At 66.9% G+C, this 15309-nt stretch carries 13 protein-coding genes; 7 read left to right on the forward strand and 6 right to left on the reverse strand.

The genetic code is table 11. The features are described from left to right. Positions 1 to 19: 19 nt before the first annotated feature. Positions 20 to 1096 (forward strand): ferredoxin reductase, encoded by a 1077-nt coding sequence (locus XnspCFBP7698_RS18210; RefSeq protein WP_104581184.1) that lies wholly within the window; start codon positions 20 to 22, stop codon positions 1094 to 1096. A 9-nt stretch (positions 1097 to 1105) separates the two neighbouring features. Beyond that, positions 1106 to 2227, forward strand: coding sequence for an acyl-CoA desaturase (locus tag XnspCFBP7698_RS18215; protein WP_123137646.1), 1122 nt, complete (start codon positions 1106 to 1108; stop codon positions 2225 to 2227). 399 nt (positions 2228 to 2626) lie between these two features. Here XnspCFBP7698_RS18215 and XnspCFBP7698_RS18220 read toward each other — a convergent pair whose 3' ends face one another. After that, on the reverse strand, positions 2627 to 4198 hold the full coding sequence (locus tag XnspCFBP7698_RS18220) for an EAL domain-containing protein (RefSeq protein ID WP_104581182.1): 1572 nt from the start codon (positions 4196 to 4198) through the stop codon (positions 2627 to 2629). 382 nt (positions 4199 to 4580) lie between these two features. On the opposite strand from XnspCFBP7698_RS18220, the gene XnspCFBP7698_RS18225 reads away from it, so the two are divergent. After that, complete coding sequence (locus tag XnspCFBP7698_RS18225) at positions 4581 to 4757, forward strand: hypothetical protein (protein WP_068835690.1); 177 nt, start codon at positions 4581 to 4583, stop codon at positions 4755 to 4757. Between the two features lie 583 nt (positions 4758 to 5340). Here the strand turns inward: XnspCFBP7698_RS18225 and XnspCFBP7698_RS18230 are convergent. The 3 genes from XnspCFBP7698_RS18230 to XnspCFBP7698_RS18240 form a co-directional block, all read right to left on the reverse strand. Further along, complete coding sequence (locus XnspCFBP7698_RS18230; protein ID WP_039411161.1) at positions 5341 to 5850, reverse strand: lipocalin family protein; 510 nt, start codon at positions 5848 to 5850, stop codon at positions 5341 to 5343. Positions 5851 to 6069: 219 nt separating this feature from the next. Further along, the gene (locus XnspCFBP7698_RS18235; protein WP_104581181.1) at positions 6070 to 7590 is read right to left on the reverse strand and encodes a YifB family Mg chelatase-like AAA ATPase; all 1521 of its coding nucleotides are present in this window, start codon (positions 7588 to 7590) and stop codon (positions 6070 to 6072) included. A 15-nt stretch (positions 7591 to 7605) separates the two neighbouring features. Further along, positions 7606 to 7890, reverse strand: a complete 285-nt coding sequence (locus XnspCFBP7698_RS18240; RefSeq protein ID WP_039411142.1) for an accessory factor UbiK family protein — start codon at positions 7888 to 7890, stop codon at positions 7606 to 7608. A gap of 153 nt (positions 7891 to 8043) precedes the next feature. On the opposite strand from XnspCFBP7698_RS18240, the gene XnspCFBP7698_RS18245 reads away from it, so the two are divergent. Together XnspCFBP7698_RS18245 and XnspCFBP7698_RS18250 are read left to right on the forward strand one after the other, a co-directional pair. Continuing rightward, the gene (locus XnspCFBP7698_RS18245) at positions 8044 to 8418 is read left to right on the forward strand and encodes a P-II family nitrogen regulator (protein WP_199680230.1); all 375 of its coding nucleotides are present in this window, start codon (positions 8044 to 8046) and stop codon (positions 8416 to 8418) included. Positions 8419 to 8876: 458 nt separating this feature from the next. Beyond that, entirely contained in the window at positions 8877 to 10850 is a 1974-nt protein-coding gene (locus XnspCFBP7698_RS18250; RefSeq protein ID WP_104581180.1) for a beta-N-acetylglucosaminidase domain-containing protein, read from the forward strand. A 219-nt stretch (positions 10851 to 11069) separates the two neighbouring features. Here XnspCFBP7698_RS18250 and XnspCFBP7698_RS18255 read toward each other — a convergent pair whose 3' ends face one another. Then, complete coding sequence (locus XnspCFBP7698_RS18255; protein WP_184372067.1) at positions 11070 to 11726, reverse strand: RIO1 family regulatory kinase/ATPase; 657 nt, start codon at positions 11724 to 11726, stop codon at positions 11070 to 11072. Between the two features lie 546 nt (positions 11727 to 12272). Here XnspCFBP7698_RS18255 and XnspCFBP7698_RS18260 point away from each other — a divergent pair. Both XnspCFBP7698_RS18260 and XnspCFBP7698_RS18265 read left to right on the forward strand, forming a co-directional pair. Further along, the gene (locus tag XnspCFBP7698_RS18260) at positions 12273 to 13085 is read left to right on the forward strand and encodes an outer membrane beta-barrel protein (protein WP_104581179.1); all 813 of its coding nucleotides are present in this window, start codon (positions 12273 to 12275) and stop codon (positions 13083 to 13085) included. Positions 13086 to 13277: 192 nt separating this feature from the next. Next, a complete protein-coding gene (locus XnspCFBP7698_RS18265; protein ID WP_104581178.1) occupies positions 13278 to 13886 on the forward strand; it encodes a PH domain-containing protein in 609 nt (202 codons plus the stop codon). Positions 13887 to 14256: 370 nt separating this feature from the next. Here XnspCFBP7698_RS18265 and speE read toward each other — a convergent pair whose 3' ends face one another. After that, a complete protein-coding gene (speE, locus tag XnspCFBP7698_RS18270; RefSeq protein ID WP_123137647.1) occupies positions 14257 to 15114 on the reverse strand; it encodes a polyamine aminopropyltransferase in 858 nt (285 codons plus the stop codon). Positions 15115 to 15309 lie beyond the last annotated feature (195 nt).

Below are 15309 nucleotides of genomic sequence, written 5' to 3' on the forward strand. Positions count from 1 at the left end.
CACGCGTATAGTGCGCCCTATGAGCCTGGCATCCACTTCCAAGTCCAAGTCCCCCCTGCCTGCACGGCTGGCGCGCCGCCTGGTGTCGCCGCAGCTGTTCGATTTCTGGGCAACCCGGATCAACCCGCTGTGGACGCTGGAGCGGCCGATGGCCCGCCTGGTCGGGCGCAGCGCCGCCAGCCGCGATGCCGTGACGCTGGTATTGCAGCCCAATGGCCATTGGCAGGGTCTGCAGGCCGGTCAGCACGTCAGCGTTGGCGTGGAGATCGATGGCCGCCGCCTGCTGCGCAGCTACAGCCCGACCGTGCTGGCCGACGGCCGCCTGGCGATCACCGTCAAGGCGATCGAAGGCGGGCAGGTCAGCCGGTACCTGGCGCGCGATGCAGCGCTGGGCACGGTGGTGTCGCTGGACCCGGCCTTTGGCGACATGCTGCTGCCGGCTACCCCCACCCCGTTGCTGTTGCTGGCCGCCGGCTCGGGCATCACCCCGATGCGCGCGCTGCTGCAGGCCGCCGCGCAGGCCGGCATGCCGGTGGACGTGGACCTGCTGTACTGGGTGCGCCAGCGCGACGAAGCCTGCTTCATGGATGAGTTCGAGGCGATGGCTGCGGCGCATCCGCGCCTGCGCGTGCGCCTTCTCACCACTCGCGAGGGCCAGACACCGGCCGCGCGCGTGGACAACTATCCGCTGGAGCAGATTGCCGCGCTGGACCGGCGCCATGTGATGGCCTGCGGCCCGGGCGGTTTTGTGCAGGCGGCGCGCGAGCGCTTGCAAGGGCGCGTGGCCGCCTTTCAGGCCGAAGCCTTCAGCGTGCCGGCACTGGACGAAAGCGAAGCCGGGCAGGTGCAGGTCCAGCTGTCACGCAGCGGCCGTACGCTCACCCTGCCGCGCGGCCAGTCGCTGCTGGAAGGACTGGAAGCCCAGGGCCTGCGGCCGAAGCACGGCTGCCGCATGGGCATCTGCAACAGCTGCGCCTGCGCGCGCCAGGCCGGCACCACGCGCCACCTGCTGACCGGTGAGCGCAGCAACGAACCCACCGCACAGGTCCGCCTGTGCATCAGTGCCCCGAGCACTGACCTGATCCTGGATCTGTAAGGAACCCTCATGAGCCGAGTCCACAACCGTGCCCTGTCCGCTGCCGAACTGCAGTCCTTCGGCGACGAACTCGATGCCATCCGCGCCCGCGTGCAGCGCCAGGTGGGCGCCGACGATGCGCGCTACATCCGCCGCATCGTGGCGGCCGTGCGCTGGACCGGCGTGGCCGGCCGTGCGCTGCTGTTTCTGGGTGCGTTCGTGCACAGCGTGCTGATCCCGGCCTGGATCGCCGGCGTGGTGCTGCTGACGTTGTCCAAGATCCTGGAGAACATGGAGCTGGGCCACAACGTCATGCATGGCCAGTACGACTGGATGGGTGACCCGCAGCTCAACGGCAACACCTACGAGTGGGACATCGTTGCCACCGGCGACAACTGGCGCAAGACGCACAACTTCAAGCACCACACCTACACCAATGTGCGCGGCATGGACGACGACATCGGCTACGGCCTGCTGCGCATCTTCCCCGAGCAGCGCTGGCGCCCGTTCTACCTGATGCAGCCGTTCATCGCGGTGGTCTTTGCGCTGCTGTTCGAATGGGGCGTGGCGATCCAGGACCTGCGGCTGGGCCGCTGGTTCGCCGGCAAGATGAAGGCGGCCGAATTGCGCGCCTCGTTCCTGCCGGTCGGCCGCAAGATCGGCCGCCAGATGCTCAAGGACTACATCGTGTTTCCGGCGCTGGCCGGCCCGTTCTTCCTGACCGTGCTGCTGGGCAACCTGGCCGCCAACGTGCTGCGCAGCATCTGGACCTTCGTGATCATCTTCTGTGGCCACTTCACCGCCGATGCGGAAGTGTTTCCGAAGGAATCGATCCGCAACGAGTCGCGTGGCCACTGGTACCTGCGTCAGCTGCGCGGTTCGTCGAACCTGACCGGCGGCAAGCTGATGAACGTGCTGTCGGGCAACCTGAGCCACCAGATCGAACATCACTTCTATCCGGACCTGCCGGCCAATCGCTACGCGCAGATTGCGGTCGAGGTAAAGCAGATCTGCGCCCGTTACGGCCAGCACTACAACACCGGCTCGCTGCCGCGGCAGTTTGGCCAGGTGATGTGGCGGATCGTGCGGCATGCGTTTCCCAGCCGGCCCAAGCCGGTGCGCGAACGCAGCGGCGCATTGCAGAGCGCCTGATCGGGCGCGCTGCCGCTATCGGAAGGCCGCCATTGGCGGCCTTTCTTTTTTGCAGGTAGGGCGCGTGGCAACGGTGGTGGAGGTGTCCAGCCCAGGGTTCTCGCACGCAGGCTGGTGCCTGGTTCGGCCATGGGCAGCGCCCGTCGCTGTCTTGCGGCGATGGTGGCCAACACTTGGGCGCGCAGCTGGAGCAGGATGCGCTGCGCACGCAGCCTGGTCGGGCGCAGCACCGACTTTCCCGTCGTGGTTGGATGATCGGCTCGCGCGTGTCTGTCGATGACGCGCACAGCGCCAGCCCATATCGGTCGGCGATGGGCGCGCGACGCGGCGGCAAATCTGCCTTCGACCCACCGCTGCAGCGAGCCGACCCGGCACGTGCGGGTGATGCCGCCGAGTGGATCAGTGCGCCGCGCTGCGGGTCTGCGCGTGGTAGGCGATAAAGCCGGTTGCCGGCAGCGCGCGCGAGAACAGCCAGCCCTGCGCCAGGTCCACGCCATGCGCGCGCAGGTAATCCAGCTGTTCCTGGCGCTCCACGCCCTCGGCGATGGTGCGCAGCTGCAGCGTCTTGGCCATCTCGATGATGTGCGCGGTCACCGAACTGGTGGCCGAGTGGGTGCCGATGGTGTCCACGAACGACTTGTCGATCTTCAGCGCATCCAGCGGCAGCCCCTGCAGGTATTGCAGGCTCGAATAGCCGGTGCCGAAATCGTCGATCGACACCGTGTGGCCGGCGCCGCGCAGGTGGGTGATGGTGGTGCGCGCCGCGTCGATATCCATCAGGCTGCGCTCGGTCGCCTCTACCCACAGTTGTCCGCTGTCCACCCCGGTGCCTTGCAGCGCCTGCGCCAGGACCGACTGCACCCGGCCGCTCTTGATGTCGTCTGCCGACACGTTGATGGCCACATGCAGGGTCGGGTCGGCGGCCAGGGTGGGGCCGAGCTCGCGGATGACCTCGGCCACCACCAGATCGGTGATCGGCAGGATCAACCCGCTTTCTTCGGCCAGCGGAATGAAGGCATCCGGCGGCACCAGCACGCCGTCGGGTTGCTGCCAGCGCACCAGTGCCTCGGCACCGACGCAGTGGCCGCTATCGAGCGAGATGATGGGCTGGTAGTGCACGATGAATTCGCCGCGCTGCACCGCAATCTCCAGCCGTGCCAGCGGCGAGAGGCGGCGCCGCGACACCCACAGCACCAGGCCCACCAGCAGCACGGCCACCGCGATGCCGGCTGGCATCACCTGCAGGCGTGCCGCAGCCAGCGGCCCGCGCAGATAGGCCGCCGGCTCGGTCACCACCGCCGCCCAGTCGCCACGGCGGTCGCGGCCGTGCAGCACCTGTGGCTGGGTGTCGCCGTCGGTGCGGGACGTGGCGGCGTCGGCGGGCGGCGCCACCAGCAACTGTTCGGCCGCGGTGCCGGTGCTGCTGAGCACCTGGCCGTCGGGCGTGCCGATCGCCAGCTGCAGGCCCGGCGGGATGTTGATGTCGGCCAGCGTGTTCGGATTGATGAGGGCGTTGTAGTTGCCCAGCTGCAGCGCCATCAACGGATGTTGCGGATTGGCCAGCGGCAGCAGCCGGGTAGTCACTGCAATGCCGCGCTTGACCACGAAATCCGGAGCGGTCTGCGGGATGTTGTCGGGAAACTGCCCCCACGAGGTGCAGCGCAGCCAGCGTTGCCGAAAGTGGCCCAGCTCGACGATGTAATGGCTGGTCAGCACCAGCGCACGCATCTGCGCCAGATGTGCGGGCGAGCAGGGCGGCGCCTGCGAGGCGGCCATGCTCAACAACGCGCCATGCGCTTCGTCGAAGGCCGTGTCGGTACGCCGGATCGACAGCGCCGCCAGTTGGCTGAGCCTGCTCTCCTCGCGCGACAGCGCCAGCCGCCAGGCCAGGTAATACGACAGTCCGATCGGGAGCGTTGCGCACAGCACCACCAGCAGCACGGTCAGACTGATGATGCGTTGACGCTTCATGTCCTCACCCGCATCGACATACAGGCCAGCTCACGCACACGGCCTTGCATGATGCCGGTGGCGCAGCACGCATCGAGCCAGTGCCATGGCACTACCACCGCGCCAGGCAGTGCGCCGTAACGGCGTTAGGTGAACAACGGAAGTGGACGGATGAGGCTGCACGTCGCGAATGTACGACACACGCGTGCATTGCGCGCGTCCGTGGAGCGAAGTCGCTGTGATTTTCTTGCGGCGGACCATGTACGCACAGGGGGGCCGCTGCGTTGTAGGGATTCACGCGCCTGCACGCACGGGCGCGCTAGGGTCGGTGCGTCTGTGCTCGCCACCGCGGGCTGCGGGGCCAGCCGGTCCCCTGCAAGGCGCTCTCACTGGAGGAATCACCATGACAACGCAGAAAGAACGCGTCGGCGGCACCGACGCAGTGCCGATCTTCAAGATGCACGAAACCACGCGCGACGGCGAACTGATCAAGTACGTGGTGGGCGATACCGGTGTGGCCTTCGATAGTCTGGAAGGTGCGCAGGCCGCGGCCAAGGATCTGGGCACCCTCAACGGGTAAACCGGCCGGGCGGTATGGCCGCCCATCGCGCGCATGAACCGGTGCGGCCGGGTCAGGATGGCGGTGCCGATCTGGTAGTGCTGGTCCGGGCCCGGCCGTTCTCATAAGGCTGCCGGCGGGAGAGGAAGGGTGTGGTCCGGCATGCGTCAGCTCGCGCCGCGGGCTGGACGACGCTGCGGCGGCTGTCGCCGCAGTCAAGCCGGCGCGCCCGCGTAGTCTGGGGAGCGTGCCGCCGAGTTTGCTTGCGCGGTGTTGCGATCGCCCGCTGCTGACTGCTGGTCGGGAAATCCGAATGGCGTGGCGCCGCATGCGCCAGCTCGCGTCGCGGGCTGGACGACGTTGCGGCGGCTGTCGCCGCAGCCAAGCCGGGGCGCCAGCCGAGTCCGGGCGACATGCTGCAGCGTCGCATGTGCGGCGTTGCAAGCGTGCGTGCGTGGCGCGGATGCTGCGCCGTCGAACGTGCCACGGATCAGTTGGCTATCCGTTGCACGCGCTTGCACTCAGGCGCTGCAGGAGGCAGGTCGAACGGGGCACCGTGCAACCGCTCGGCTATCGCGCAGCAGCGCTGGTACCTCGCGGGGTTTCAGGGAAGCGGTTGTTCGGTCAATCGTCCGGTGTGTGGGGTGTGGATCAGCGGCGCCAGATCGAACCCCTGCTCGCGCGCCTGCGCCAGATAGGCCTGGGCGATGTTCTCATCCAGCTGCGGCAGCCGCGCCAGCAGCCACAGGTACTTACGATCGGGGCTGCCCACCAGGGCGGCGGTGTACTCGGGATCGATCCGCATCACCCAGTAATCGCCCTTGGTGAAGGGAATCCAGCGCAATCCTTCGGGCAGGAACGTCACTTCCAGCCGGCCGTGCGTGTCGTCGATGGCGCGGGCCTCTCCCACGGCCTCTTCCAGCTCGCCCGCCGCAGTCAGGCAGCGGTTCTGCACGCGCACGCTGCCGTCGTCCTGCAGCGAATAGTGCGCCGACACGTCGGTGCAGTCTGCATCCTCGAAGCGGATCGGCAGCCGTGCAATCTCGTACCAGGTGCCCAGATAGCGGTTCAGATCCAGCGACGGAACGGTGGTCAGGTCGGGATGTCGGCTCATGACGGCCTCTGCGCAATGGAGTGGCCGACGTTGTACGCGGAGCGCCATGAAGTGGATGTTGCGATGTCCCGCCTTGCGCTCGATGCGGCGACCAAGCATCGCGCGGCGCTGCCCGCAGTCGCGTATCACTGCCCGCAGTCGCACATCACTCAGGGCGTGCGGAAGCCGCTTGTGTTGCTCCAATCGCCGCAGCACGGTTCCGGCATTACGGCCGCCCCGCTAGGCCGCGCTGGCAGGGGCAAGCGCGCGATCGAGCTTGCGATAGCCGATGGCTTCGGTCAGGTGGCGCGTGGCGATGACGGCACTGTCGTCCAGGTCGGCGATGGTGCGCGCCACGCGCAGGATGCGGTGCATCGAGCGTGCGGACAGTTGCAGGTGCTCGATCGCGCGCTCCAGCAGCAATTGGTCGTCGCCGTGCAGGCGGCAGTGGCGATCGGTGTCCGGCTGGTCGAGGCGTGCGTTGGGCAGCGGGCCGCGCGCAAGCTGGCGCTGCCGCGCGGCGACCACGCGTGCACGCACGCTGGCGCTGTCCTCGCCCGGGTTGCCACTGCGCAGCGCTTGCGGCGGCAGGCGCGGTACATCGACATGCAGGTCGATGCGGTCCAGCAGCGGCCCGGAGATGCGGCTGCGATACCGGCGGATGCTGTCGCTGCTGCAGCGACAGCGCCCGCTGCCATCGCCGGCCCAGCCGCACGGGCACGGGTTCATGGCGGCAACCAGCTGGAACCGTGCCGGGAAATCCACGCTGCGCGCTGCCCGCGAGATCGTGACCAGCCCCGATTCCAGCGGCTCGCGCAGGACCTCGAGCGTCTGTCGTTGCCACTCGGGCAGCTCGTCCAGAAACAACACGCCGTTATGGGCCAGCGAGATCTCGCCGGGGCGCGGATGCGTGCCACCACCGACCAGGGCGACCGCACTGGCGGTGTGATGGGGGGATCGATAGGGCCGCTGCCGCCAGCGCGCCAGATCCAGCCCGCGCCCGCTGATGGAGCGGATGGCGGCGGTTTCCAGCGCCTCGGCATCGCTGGCGTCCGGTAGCAGGCCGGGCAGGCGCGAGGCGAGCAGGGTCTTGCCGCATCCGGGGCTGCCCATCAGCAGCAAGTGGTGGCCCCCCGCGGCGGCGATCTCCAGTGCGCGGCGTGCGTGCGGTTGGCCGCGCACATCGGCCATGTCGGGCAGGGCCGATGTGCCCAGGGCGGCCACCGCCAGCGCGGCGGCTGGTGCCTGCTGGGTGCCGTTGAGCGCGGCGCACACCTCCAGCAGGGTGCGTGCGGTAAAGGCCTGGACATGCCCGGCAATAGCGGCTTCGGCGCCATTGGCCAGCGGCACGATCAGCCGCCGCCCGGCCTGTGCGGCCGCCAGGGCCGCCGGCAGCACGCCGTCGACGCCGCGCAACTCGCCGGTCAGCGCCAGCTCGCCTAGGAATTCGTACTCGGCCAGCGCCTGCCGGTCGATCTGCCCGCTGGCAGCCAGGATGCCAAGCGCAATTGGCAGATCGAAGCGACCGCCGTCCTTGGGCAGATCCGCTGGCGCCAGGTTGATGGTGATGCGCCGCGCCGGGAATTCAAACTGGGCACACAGCAGGGCCGCACGCACGCGTTCGCGCGATTCGCGCACCGCCGCCTCGGGCAGGCCCACGATCTGGGTGGAGGGGAGACCCCCGGAGAGATGCACTTCCACCCGGACCTCGGGCGCTTGCACCCCTACGCGGGCACGGCTGTGCACCAGCGCCAGACTCATGGTGGGCGGCTCAGCTCAGGGACTGTCGGCGCTGGCAGCGGCGCTGGGCGGTGCGCCCGCTGCGCGCGCTTCCAGTGCGGCGACGGCCTGTTCGAGCGCGTCGAGTTTTTCGCGCGTGCGCAGCAGCACCGCGCGCTGCACGTCGAATTCTTCGCGGGTGACCAGGTCCAGCTTGCCCAGGCCGGCCTGCAGCGCGCCCTTGAAGGTGCTCTGCAGTTCTTCGCGCGATTGACGCAGGCCCGGTGGCACCAGGTCGCTGAGGCGGCGGGCGAGGTCGTCGAGCTGATTGAAATCGATCATGGTGTTCTCCGCAGGTCCGTAGGAAGCCTAGTGCAGGCCGGGACACGCGGGACATCGGCAAGGCAGTCGGCAGGCGGTAAGGATAGTCCCATTCGGCTGTGGTCCGCGGTGACGGCGCTGCCGCATTAGATGAGTGTTGCCTGCGTCCACGGTATGCTGCGCGGCCGTCATGCCCTGGGATCTGCACCGATGAAAATGATCATGGCCATCGTCAAACCGTTCAAGCTCGACGATGTGCGCGAAGCGCTCGCCGGCTGCGGGGTGGCAGGCATCACGGTGACCGAGGTCAAGGGCTTCGGCCGGCAGAAGGGTCACACCGAGCTGTATCGCGGCGCCGAATACGTGGTCGACTTCCTGCCCAAGGTGAAGATCGAAGTGGCGGTGACCGACGACCAGGCCGAGCGCGTGGTCGAAGCCATCGTGGCGGCGGCCGGTACCGGCAAGATCGGCGATGGCAAGGTGTTCGTCTACGACCTGGGCACGGTGGTGCGCATCCGCACCGGCGAGCTGGATAGCGACGCGCTGTAGGAGTGAGCGCACGCCGTAGGCCGAGCCTGCGGCGGCGTTGCCGGTCTCCGCGCGACCGTGATGCCTGGGTCGAAGGTGTCGGCATCAACGGGCCCGATCGACGACAAGCCGGCCCAGCCCGTGATGCCAAACGGTTCGCGCGACGGGGTCTGCGGCTGCCTGACGGCTGCCTCCTTAAGCGACGTACCAGCCAGCGGCGCCCCTACCGGTACCGACAAGTATCCGTTGACCGCGAGTCGGCTGTTGCTCTGAGCCGCGTAGCCATCTCGCCTCATACCATTTCAATACCGCAGCCTGCAGGCTGCGCGGCGCCGGTCCTGTATTGCGGGAATGCCTCGCGACAGCAGCTTTCGTTACGCGCAAAACGGACTCGACCTATGGCAAGGCGCTGCTCTTGTCCCCGCGTAGCGACTTGCCTACTCTAGGCGTTAATACCATTCCAATACCGGAGTTCGGACATGAAGCGACGCAGTGGCAAGTCGGGCTTGCGCCTGCTCCCGATGGTGGTGGCGCTGGGCCTGGCGACATCGGCGCTGGCCGAGTCGGTCACCCAGCCGGCGATCTTTCCGGCCCCGGTATCGATCACCCTGGATGGCGAGACGATCAGCCTGGGCCGGTCCGTGGTGCTAGTGGTCGCGCCTAGCGCGGACAAGGCCACAGTCGCGCTGGTGCGCAGCATCCTCACCACGGCCGGCGTCAGCAACATTGCCACTGCCACGCGCCTGCCCGCCACGCTGGACCGCCCGCACATCGTGCTCGGCACCGGCGATGCAGCAGTGGTGCACGACGCGCTGACGCGCAGCAAGGCCGTGCAGGACACGCACAAGGAGGGCTACACGCTGGCCAGCGTTGCCCTCGATCGCGGCAGCCTGATCACCCTTGCCGGCCACGACGGCGATGGCCTGTTCCACGCCGCGCAGACGCTGCGCCAACTGCTCGCGCGGCCGGCCATCCCGACGCTGACGATCCAGGATTACCCGGCCATGCCGATCCGCGGCACGATCGAGGGCTTCTACGGCGCGCCGTGGTCGATGGCCGATCGCAGCAAGCACATCGATTTCCTCGCCCGTACCAAGGCCAACACCTACATCTACAGCCCCAAGGACGATCCGTACGCGCGCGACCGCTGGCGCGAGCCGTATCCGAAACCGACCTTGAAGGCGCTCGGCCAGCTGGCTGCCACCGCCAAGCGCAATCACGTCGATTTCGTCTACGCGATCTCACCGGGCCCGACCGTGTGCTTCTCAGATCCCGCCGACGCCAAGGCACTGCTGCGCAAGTTCGATGCGTTCCGCGCGCTGGGCGTGCGCAGCTTCTATGTGGCGCTGGACGACATCGAATACACCAAGTGGAACTGCGAACGCGACAAGGCCACCTTCGGTGAGTCCGGCGCGCAGGCGGCGGGCATCGCGCAATCGCACCTGCTCAATCTGGTGCAGGCCGATCTGGTTGCGCGGCACGATGCAGCGTCGGAATTGATCATGGTGCCGACCGAGTATTACGACGCCAAGGAGAGCCCCTACAAGGAAGCGCTGCGCAAGCATCTGGACCCGAAGATCGTGGTGCAGTGGACCGGCACCGACGTGGTGCCGCCGGCCATTTCCATTCCCGATGCGCGCGCCGCCACCAAGGCGTTCGGCCGCAAGACCTTGTTGTGGGACAACTACCCGGTCAACGATTTCGAAACCTCGGCCGGGCGCCTGCTGATGGCGCCGTACGCGCGGCGCGAGGCCGGCCTGTCGGCCGAGTTGTCGGGCATCGTCTCCAACCCGATGAACCAGGAAGTGCCCAGCCGCGTGGCGGTGATGGGCTTGACCGCCTTCGCCTGGAACGACAAAGGCTACGACGCAGAACGTACCTGGCATGCGGCGGCGCGCGATCTGGCCGGCGGCGATGCGCGCGTCACCGCGGCATTGCTGACCTTCTTCGACACCCAGCACCTGGCGCCCACCTTCGGCAGCCAGCCGTGGCAGGAACAGGCGCCACGGCTGAAGGCCGTGCTCGACCATGTGCGCGAAGCGATCGCGCTGGGCGATACGGCAGCGTGCACGCAGGCGATTGCCGAGTTGGCGCATACGGCCGACGAGCTGGCCGCCGCACCGCAGATCATCCGCGACGGGGTGGCCGACAAGGGCTTTGCCGCACAATCGCGTCCCTGGCTGGAGGCGATGGAGGGCTGGGGCCGCGCGCTGCAGCAGACCGCAGCCGGGCTGGATGCTGCCAATCGCGGCGCCACCGAGGCACCGGCGTTGTTTGCGGACGCGGCTGCGCTTGCAGCCAAAGCGGCGGCCATCCCATCGATTCCCGGCGCCACCCGCTTCGGCGGCCCGGTCAAGATCGCCGACGGCGTGCTCGACCGCTTCGTCACCGATGCACCGAGCTTGATCGCCTATCGCGCGCCGGCAGTTGCCGCTTCGGCAGCAGCAAAGTGATGGGTTAGTGCGCAGGCACCGCGACGCGTAGGGGTGACGGTTCGCGTCGCAGTGCAGGCAAACGCGCGAGCGCCATTGCCACTGCATCGCAGCACGTGGCATGCACAGAGCACTCGGGGATGTTCCGCGCTGCAGATCAAACCGATGCAATCAGCGCAGCGGATGACGTCACAACGTTGGCCAGCCGCTCCAAGAACGGCTCCCGGCCAGCAGCGCGGGTTACGCAGTGCCTTTCAGACGCCGATACAGCCGCTTCCAACCGCTGCGAATGGCATGCACCCAGCGCGGTTCGGCGCTGCGTGCGGCTTCGTCGGCCGTCGGTGCAATGCCGGCCAGGCGCTGGCGCATTTTCTGGAAGTTGGCCACGTCGCTGCGTTGCAGCTGACGCGCCAGCGTGCCGCGACGCAACCAGCGCGGGAATCGCCACGCCGAAGTGAAATCGATCAGCACCGGCACGCCCGCACTGACCACCACATTGGTGCCATGCAGATCGTTATGCGTGATGCCGAACGCATGCAGCCGGCGCAAGGCCTGCTGCAGTTGCTGGAAGACCTCCTGGCCCACCACCGCGCTGGCGCTGAGGGTGTCGCCGGGAATGAATTCCATGCCCAGTGCCAGCCCGCCCAGCGTGCCGAGCAGGGCCGGCGCATGCCGCCATCCCTTCAGCTGTTCCAGCATCCTGGCCTCATGGCGCACCATCAGCCGCGCGACCGGCGCCAGCAGCGTGCGGCGGTAGCGGCCGTAGTCCTTGACCACCGCCAGTTGCCCATCCACGTGGGTGCGGTAGACGTCGGGTTCCAGCAGGCGGGTGCCCTGCTTAAGCAGAACGGGCGTGACGAGATGCAGGCTGGACACGTCCAGCGGCTGGTAATGCATGACAGTTCTCCGGACCTTGGCGGCGCGGAGATGTCACGCGTTGCGCAGGTTCACGATGATCGGGAGGGATCGGTCCGCGCAATTTTAGAACTTGTGAGTATTGAAATTACAGTTGTTTAACAAATGAAATGTTCCGGAGGTGGAACGGCATTGCTAATCAATTGCTTGGCGGCCTCGTCCCGAAAGGTTCGCGGGCATCGCGTGGAGCCGCGCGTGCGCGGGCAGAAACTGGCGTCGGCGGTGCCCTCTGCCCGCTTCGATCAGCGCCTGACTTGCGATCGCTTCAACCAGGCGCGGGCGATCACATCTCTTCTTGACAGCTGCTGAGACTCCAGACACTGTGCCGGCTGCGGTCAGGGGGCTGCATCACGCGTTAGTACGGGCACGTTCTCAGGGGCGGCGCCTGGATCGATGTCGCACGACATCCGGTGATGCCGGGAAAGCCCCCGAATTCGACAGCAACTGCGCCACTTCCAGACGCCGTCAGGTGACCCCTGCGTGCGCAAGGATGCGGGAACGATGGAGTACGACTCATTGGGGGAAGCGATGAAAAGGACCGCAACACTGCTGTTGGCCTGCACGGCCTTCGGCGTCACGGCACAGGCCTCGGCGCAATCGTTGTCGCGCGGCTGGGACAGCTATCGGCAACAGCAAAAGCAGCAGACCGGCAGCCAGGACGCGAGTGCGCCGGCGGCGCAGTCATCGCGCACCTCGCAAGCCGGCATCGGCGGAGCGCCGGTTGCCGTCGGTGGAAGCGGCACCAGCCAGACCGGTGAGGCTGGCGGATTCAGTACGGTGGCCGAGCAGGCGTCGGTAGTGGCGGCGCCGGTCGCGCCGGCCTACGTACCGCCGCTGCCGCGCGAAGAGGAGCAGCGCCTCAAGAGCGGCCTGTTCCTTGGCGTGCAGAGTGGCAAAGCCAAGGTGTTTGAAAACGGCAAGCAGGATATGCAGGGCTTTAACGTTGGCTACCGCTGGCGCGCAGGTCCGGTCACATTGATCGGCATCGAAGCCGCAACCGGGAAAGTGGATGGTTCCAAGGATGCGGATGGCTTTGTCGTCATTCCCAATGTGGATTTTGGCAGCATCGGTGGAACGGCGCGCTTCAACCTTGGCGATGTTCCCCTTTTTGCGCTCGTGCGGCTGGGCTATTGGGGCGGCAAAGCGAAAGGTGAGGACTACAACGAGCGCGTCTATGGCGCCTACGTCGGCGCCGGTCTTGGCGTAGATATCGGCAAGCACGTCAGCTTGAGCGCGCTTTACACGAATTATGTCTACGCTGACGAGTATTACGATGACTACGAAGACCTCACGATCAATCGTGCCGAAGTGCTGAGCTTCGGAGCCGAAGTCCGCTTCTGATACGGGTCGATGGTCACGAAGAGCGGGCGGCAACGTCCGCCCTTTTTCGTGAGCTAGCGTCGCATCAGCTGCGCAGTGGAACGCAGCGCAGGTGACGCCGTGCCGCCGGAGCTCATCGGCATTGCATAGCCATCCATGCGGGTTGTTGTAGTGTCGTGGTCAACGCAGTGAGTCAGCCGTTGGCGAGGGCCTATGGACGCAGTGGCGCAGTTTTTGACAGACGAGCAGGATCCGGTGGCAGTCGGCAAGATCCTGCCCAAGGTCAGTGAGTTGCTGACCCGCGACGAGCAGGTCGAGTACATCGCGGTGCAGAAGAAGATGGTGATGAACCTGTCGCCGGATGCGGTGGTGCTGACCAACCGAAGGTTCATCGTGGTCTACCCCAAGTTGTTCGGCATGACATTCCGCGACTTCCCCTGGCGCGAGGTGCTCGATGTGCACATGAGCGAACAGATGCTCGGGGCGACCATCATGTGCCGCACCACTCAAGGCACCTCCGCCTCCATCGATAGCCTGCCCGAGAAGCAGGCGCGGCGCGTCTATGCCTATGCGCAGCAGGTGGAAGAATCGGCCTACGAAAAGCGCCAGCAGCTGGAGGTCGACAAGTTGCGTGCGGCGGCCGGCGGTGTGGTGGTGCACGCGCCCACTGCGCAAGGCGCGGTGCCGCCGCAGGCCAATCCCGCACCTGCCGCTGACGACCCGATGCAGGTGTTGAGCAAGCTCAAGCAACTGCTGGATGCGGGGCTGGTCACGCAGGACGAATTCGACGCAAAGAAAACGGAAGTCCTGGCCCGGTTATAGGCTGCGCGGTCACATACATTGGTCGGCATGGCATGGGCAGCGGCATCGACGGCAGCGTGACGCTGCAATGGCGCGCAAGACCGATGCATCCCGCGCACGGCTGCACTGTCGATCGATTGCCGTTCAAGGGAATGTGAGCGGCGCATCGCCGCACCATCGGCATCGGTGCGCCAGCACACCAGGCGCAACGCACTGGCAGATCAGCCCGCGCGCTGCAGGGGCGCAGGCAGTCTCGTCAACGGGCGGCTGCCGACAGCCTGGGCGTCACTTCCAGGCTGTTGCGGCCGGTGTCGTCAATCGGCCGCAACCATTCAAGCATCGCGCCTGCGCGCGCGGTCCGCGCCCGCAGGCGAAGGGTTGTTCGCTGCGCTTACTCGCCCAGTGCCTTGGCCACGAAGGGCGGGGCGACCAGCACGCCGGTGTGCAGGTGGGCGGTGTAATACAGCGTCTCGAAGCCCTTGGCCTGCGCGGCGTCCTGACGGAACGCGAAATCGGCCTTGGCCTGCTTGCTGGCCATGGTCACGCTCCACCAGCCGGTGGGGTAGCACGGCTGCGGGAACGGCAGGGTCTTGAACGACTGGAAGCCGGCCTTGCCCATTTCGGTGCGCATTTCGTTGATCAGGTCCAGCAGCGCCAGCGGCGATTCGGACTGCTGCACCAGGATGCCGTCGTCCTTCAACGCCTTGAAGCAGCTCTCGTAGAACGCCTTGTTGAACAGGCCCTCGGCCGGGCCCACCGGATCGGTGGAGTCGACGATCACGATGTCCACGCTGCCGGCCGGGCAATTGGCCATGTAGGCCACGCCATCGTCGAACAACAGTTCGGCGCGCGCATCGTGGTTGGAATCGCACAACTCGGGAAAATACTTCTCCGACATGCGGGTGACCTGCTCGTCGATATCGCACTGGGTGGCGCTTTCCACGCCGGGGTGCTTGAGCACCTCGCGCAGGGTGCCGCAGTCGCCGCCGCCGATGATCACCACGCGCTTGGGCGCGGGGTGGGTGAACAGCGCCGGGTGGCTGATCATCTCGTGATAGAAGAAGTTGTCGCGGCTGGTCAGCATCACCGCGCCGTCGATGAGCATCAGCTTGCCCCAGTCCGTGGTCTGGTAGATCTCGATCTTCTGGAACGGGGACTGCACCTCGTCCAGCTTGCCGCTGATGCGGAAGCCGATCGCCGACCCGGTGGGCTGGAAGTGTTCGATGTACCAGTTGTCGTTGGCGCTCATGCAAAAATCCTGAAAAGAAGGGGAGCTGTCCCTTCTCCCACCGGGAGAAGGTGGCGCAAAGCGCCGGATGAGGGTCGGGCGCAGCCTGGTGCAGTCACCTGCGCAGCGGCTGAACCTGCATTCCACCCCGCTCCAGCAGGAGAGGGGCGTGAAGTCGGCGCGGATTGTAACGGACCCTGCGCATGCCAGGCGTTA

The sequence above is a fragment of the Xanthomonas sp. CFBP 7698 genome, from assembly GCF_003600855.1.
Lineage (GTDB): Bacteria > Pseudomonadota > Gammaproteobacteria > Xanthomonadales > Xanthomonadaceae > Xanthomonas > Xanthomonas cannabis.

Excerpts from the sequence above, each read along its gene's own strand:
- XnspCFBP7698_RS18210 (WP_104581184.1), top strand. The coding sequence starts at position 20 with ATGAGCCTGGCATCCACTTCCAAGTCCAAGTCCCCCCTGCCTGCACGG.
- XnspCFBP7698_RS18215 (WP_123137646.1), top strand. The coding sequence starts at position 1,106 with ATGAGCCGAGTCCACAACCGTGCCCTGTCCGCTGCCGAACTGCAGTCC.
- XnspCFBP7698_RS18220 (WP_104581182.1), bottom strand. The coding sequence starts at position 4,198 with ATGAAGCGTCAACGCATCATCAGTCTGACCGTGCTGCTGGTGGTGCTG.
- XnspCFBP7698_RS18225 (WP_068835690.1), top strand. The coding sequence starts at position 4,581 with ATGACAACGCAGAAAGAACGCGTCGGCGGCACCGACGCAGTGCCGATC.
- XnspCFBP7698_RS18230 (WP_039411161.1), bottom strand. The coding sequence starts at position 5,850 with ATGAGCCGACATCCCGACCTGACCACCGTTCCGTCGCTGGATCTGAAC.
- XnspCFBP7698_RS18235 (WP_104581181.1), bottom strand. The coding sequence starts at position 7,590 with ATGAGTCTGGCGCTGGTGCACAGCCGTGCCCGCGTAGGGGTGCAAGCG.
- XnspCFBP7698_RS18240 (WP_039411142.1), bottom strand. The coding sequence starts at position 7,890 with ATGATCGATTTCAATCAGCTCGACGACCTCGCCCGCCGCCTCAGCGAC.
- XnspCFBP7698_RS18245 (WP_199680230.1), top strand. The coding sequence starts at position 8,044 with ATGCTGCGCGGCCGTCATGCCCTGGGATCTGCACCGATGAAAATGATC.
- XnspCFBP7698_RS18250 (WP_104581180.1), top strand. The coding sequence starts at position 8,877 with ATGAAGCGACGCAGTGGCAAGTCGGGCTTGCGCCTGCTCCCGATGGTG.
- XnspCFBP7698_RS18255 (WP_184372067.1), bottom strand. The coding sequence starts at position 11,726 with ATGCATTACCAGCCGCTGGACGTGTCCAGCCTGCATCTCGTCACGCCC.
- XnspCFBP7698_RS18260 (WP_104581179.1), top strand. The coding sequence starts at position 12,273 with ATGAAAAGGACCGCAACACTGCTGTTGGCCTGCACGGCCTTCGGCGTC.
- XnspCFBP7698_RS18265 (WP_104581178.1), top strand. The coding sequence starts at position 13,278 with ATGGACGCAGTGGCGCAGTTTTTGACAGACGAGCAGGATCCGGTGGCA.
- speE (WP_123137647.1), bottom strand. The coding sequence starts at position 15,114 with ATGAGCGCCAACGACAACTGGTACATCGAACACTTCCAGCCCACCGGG.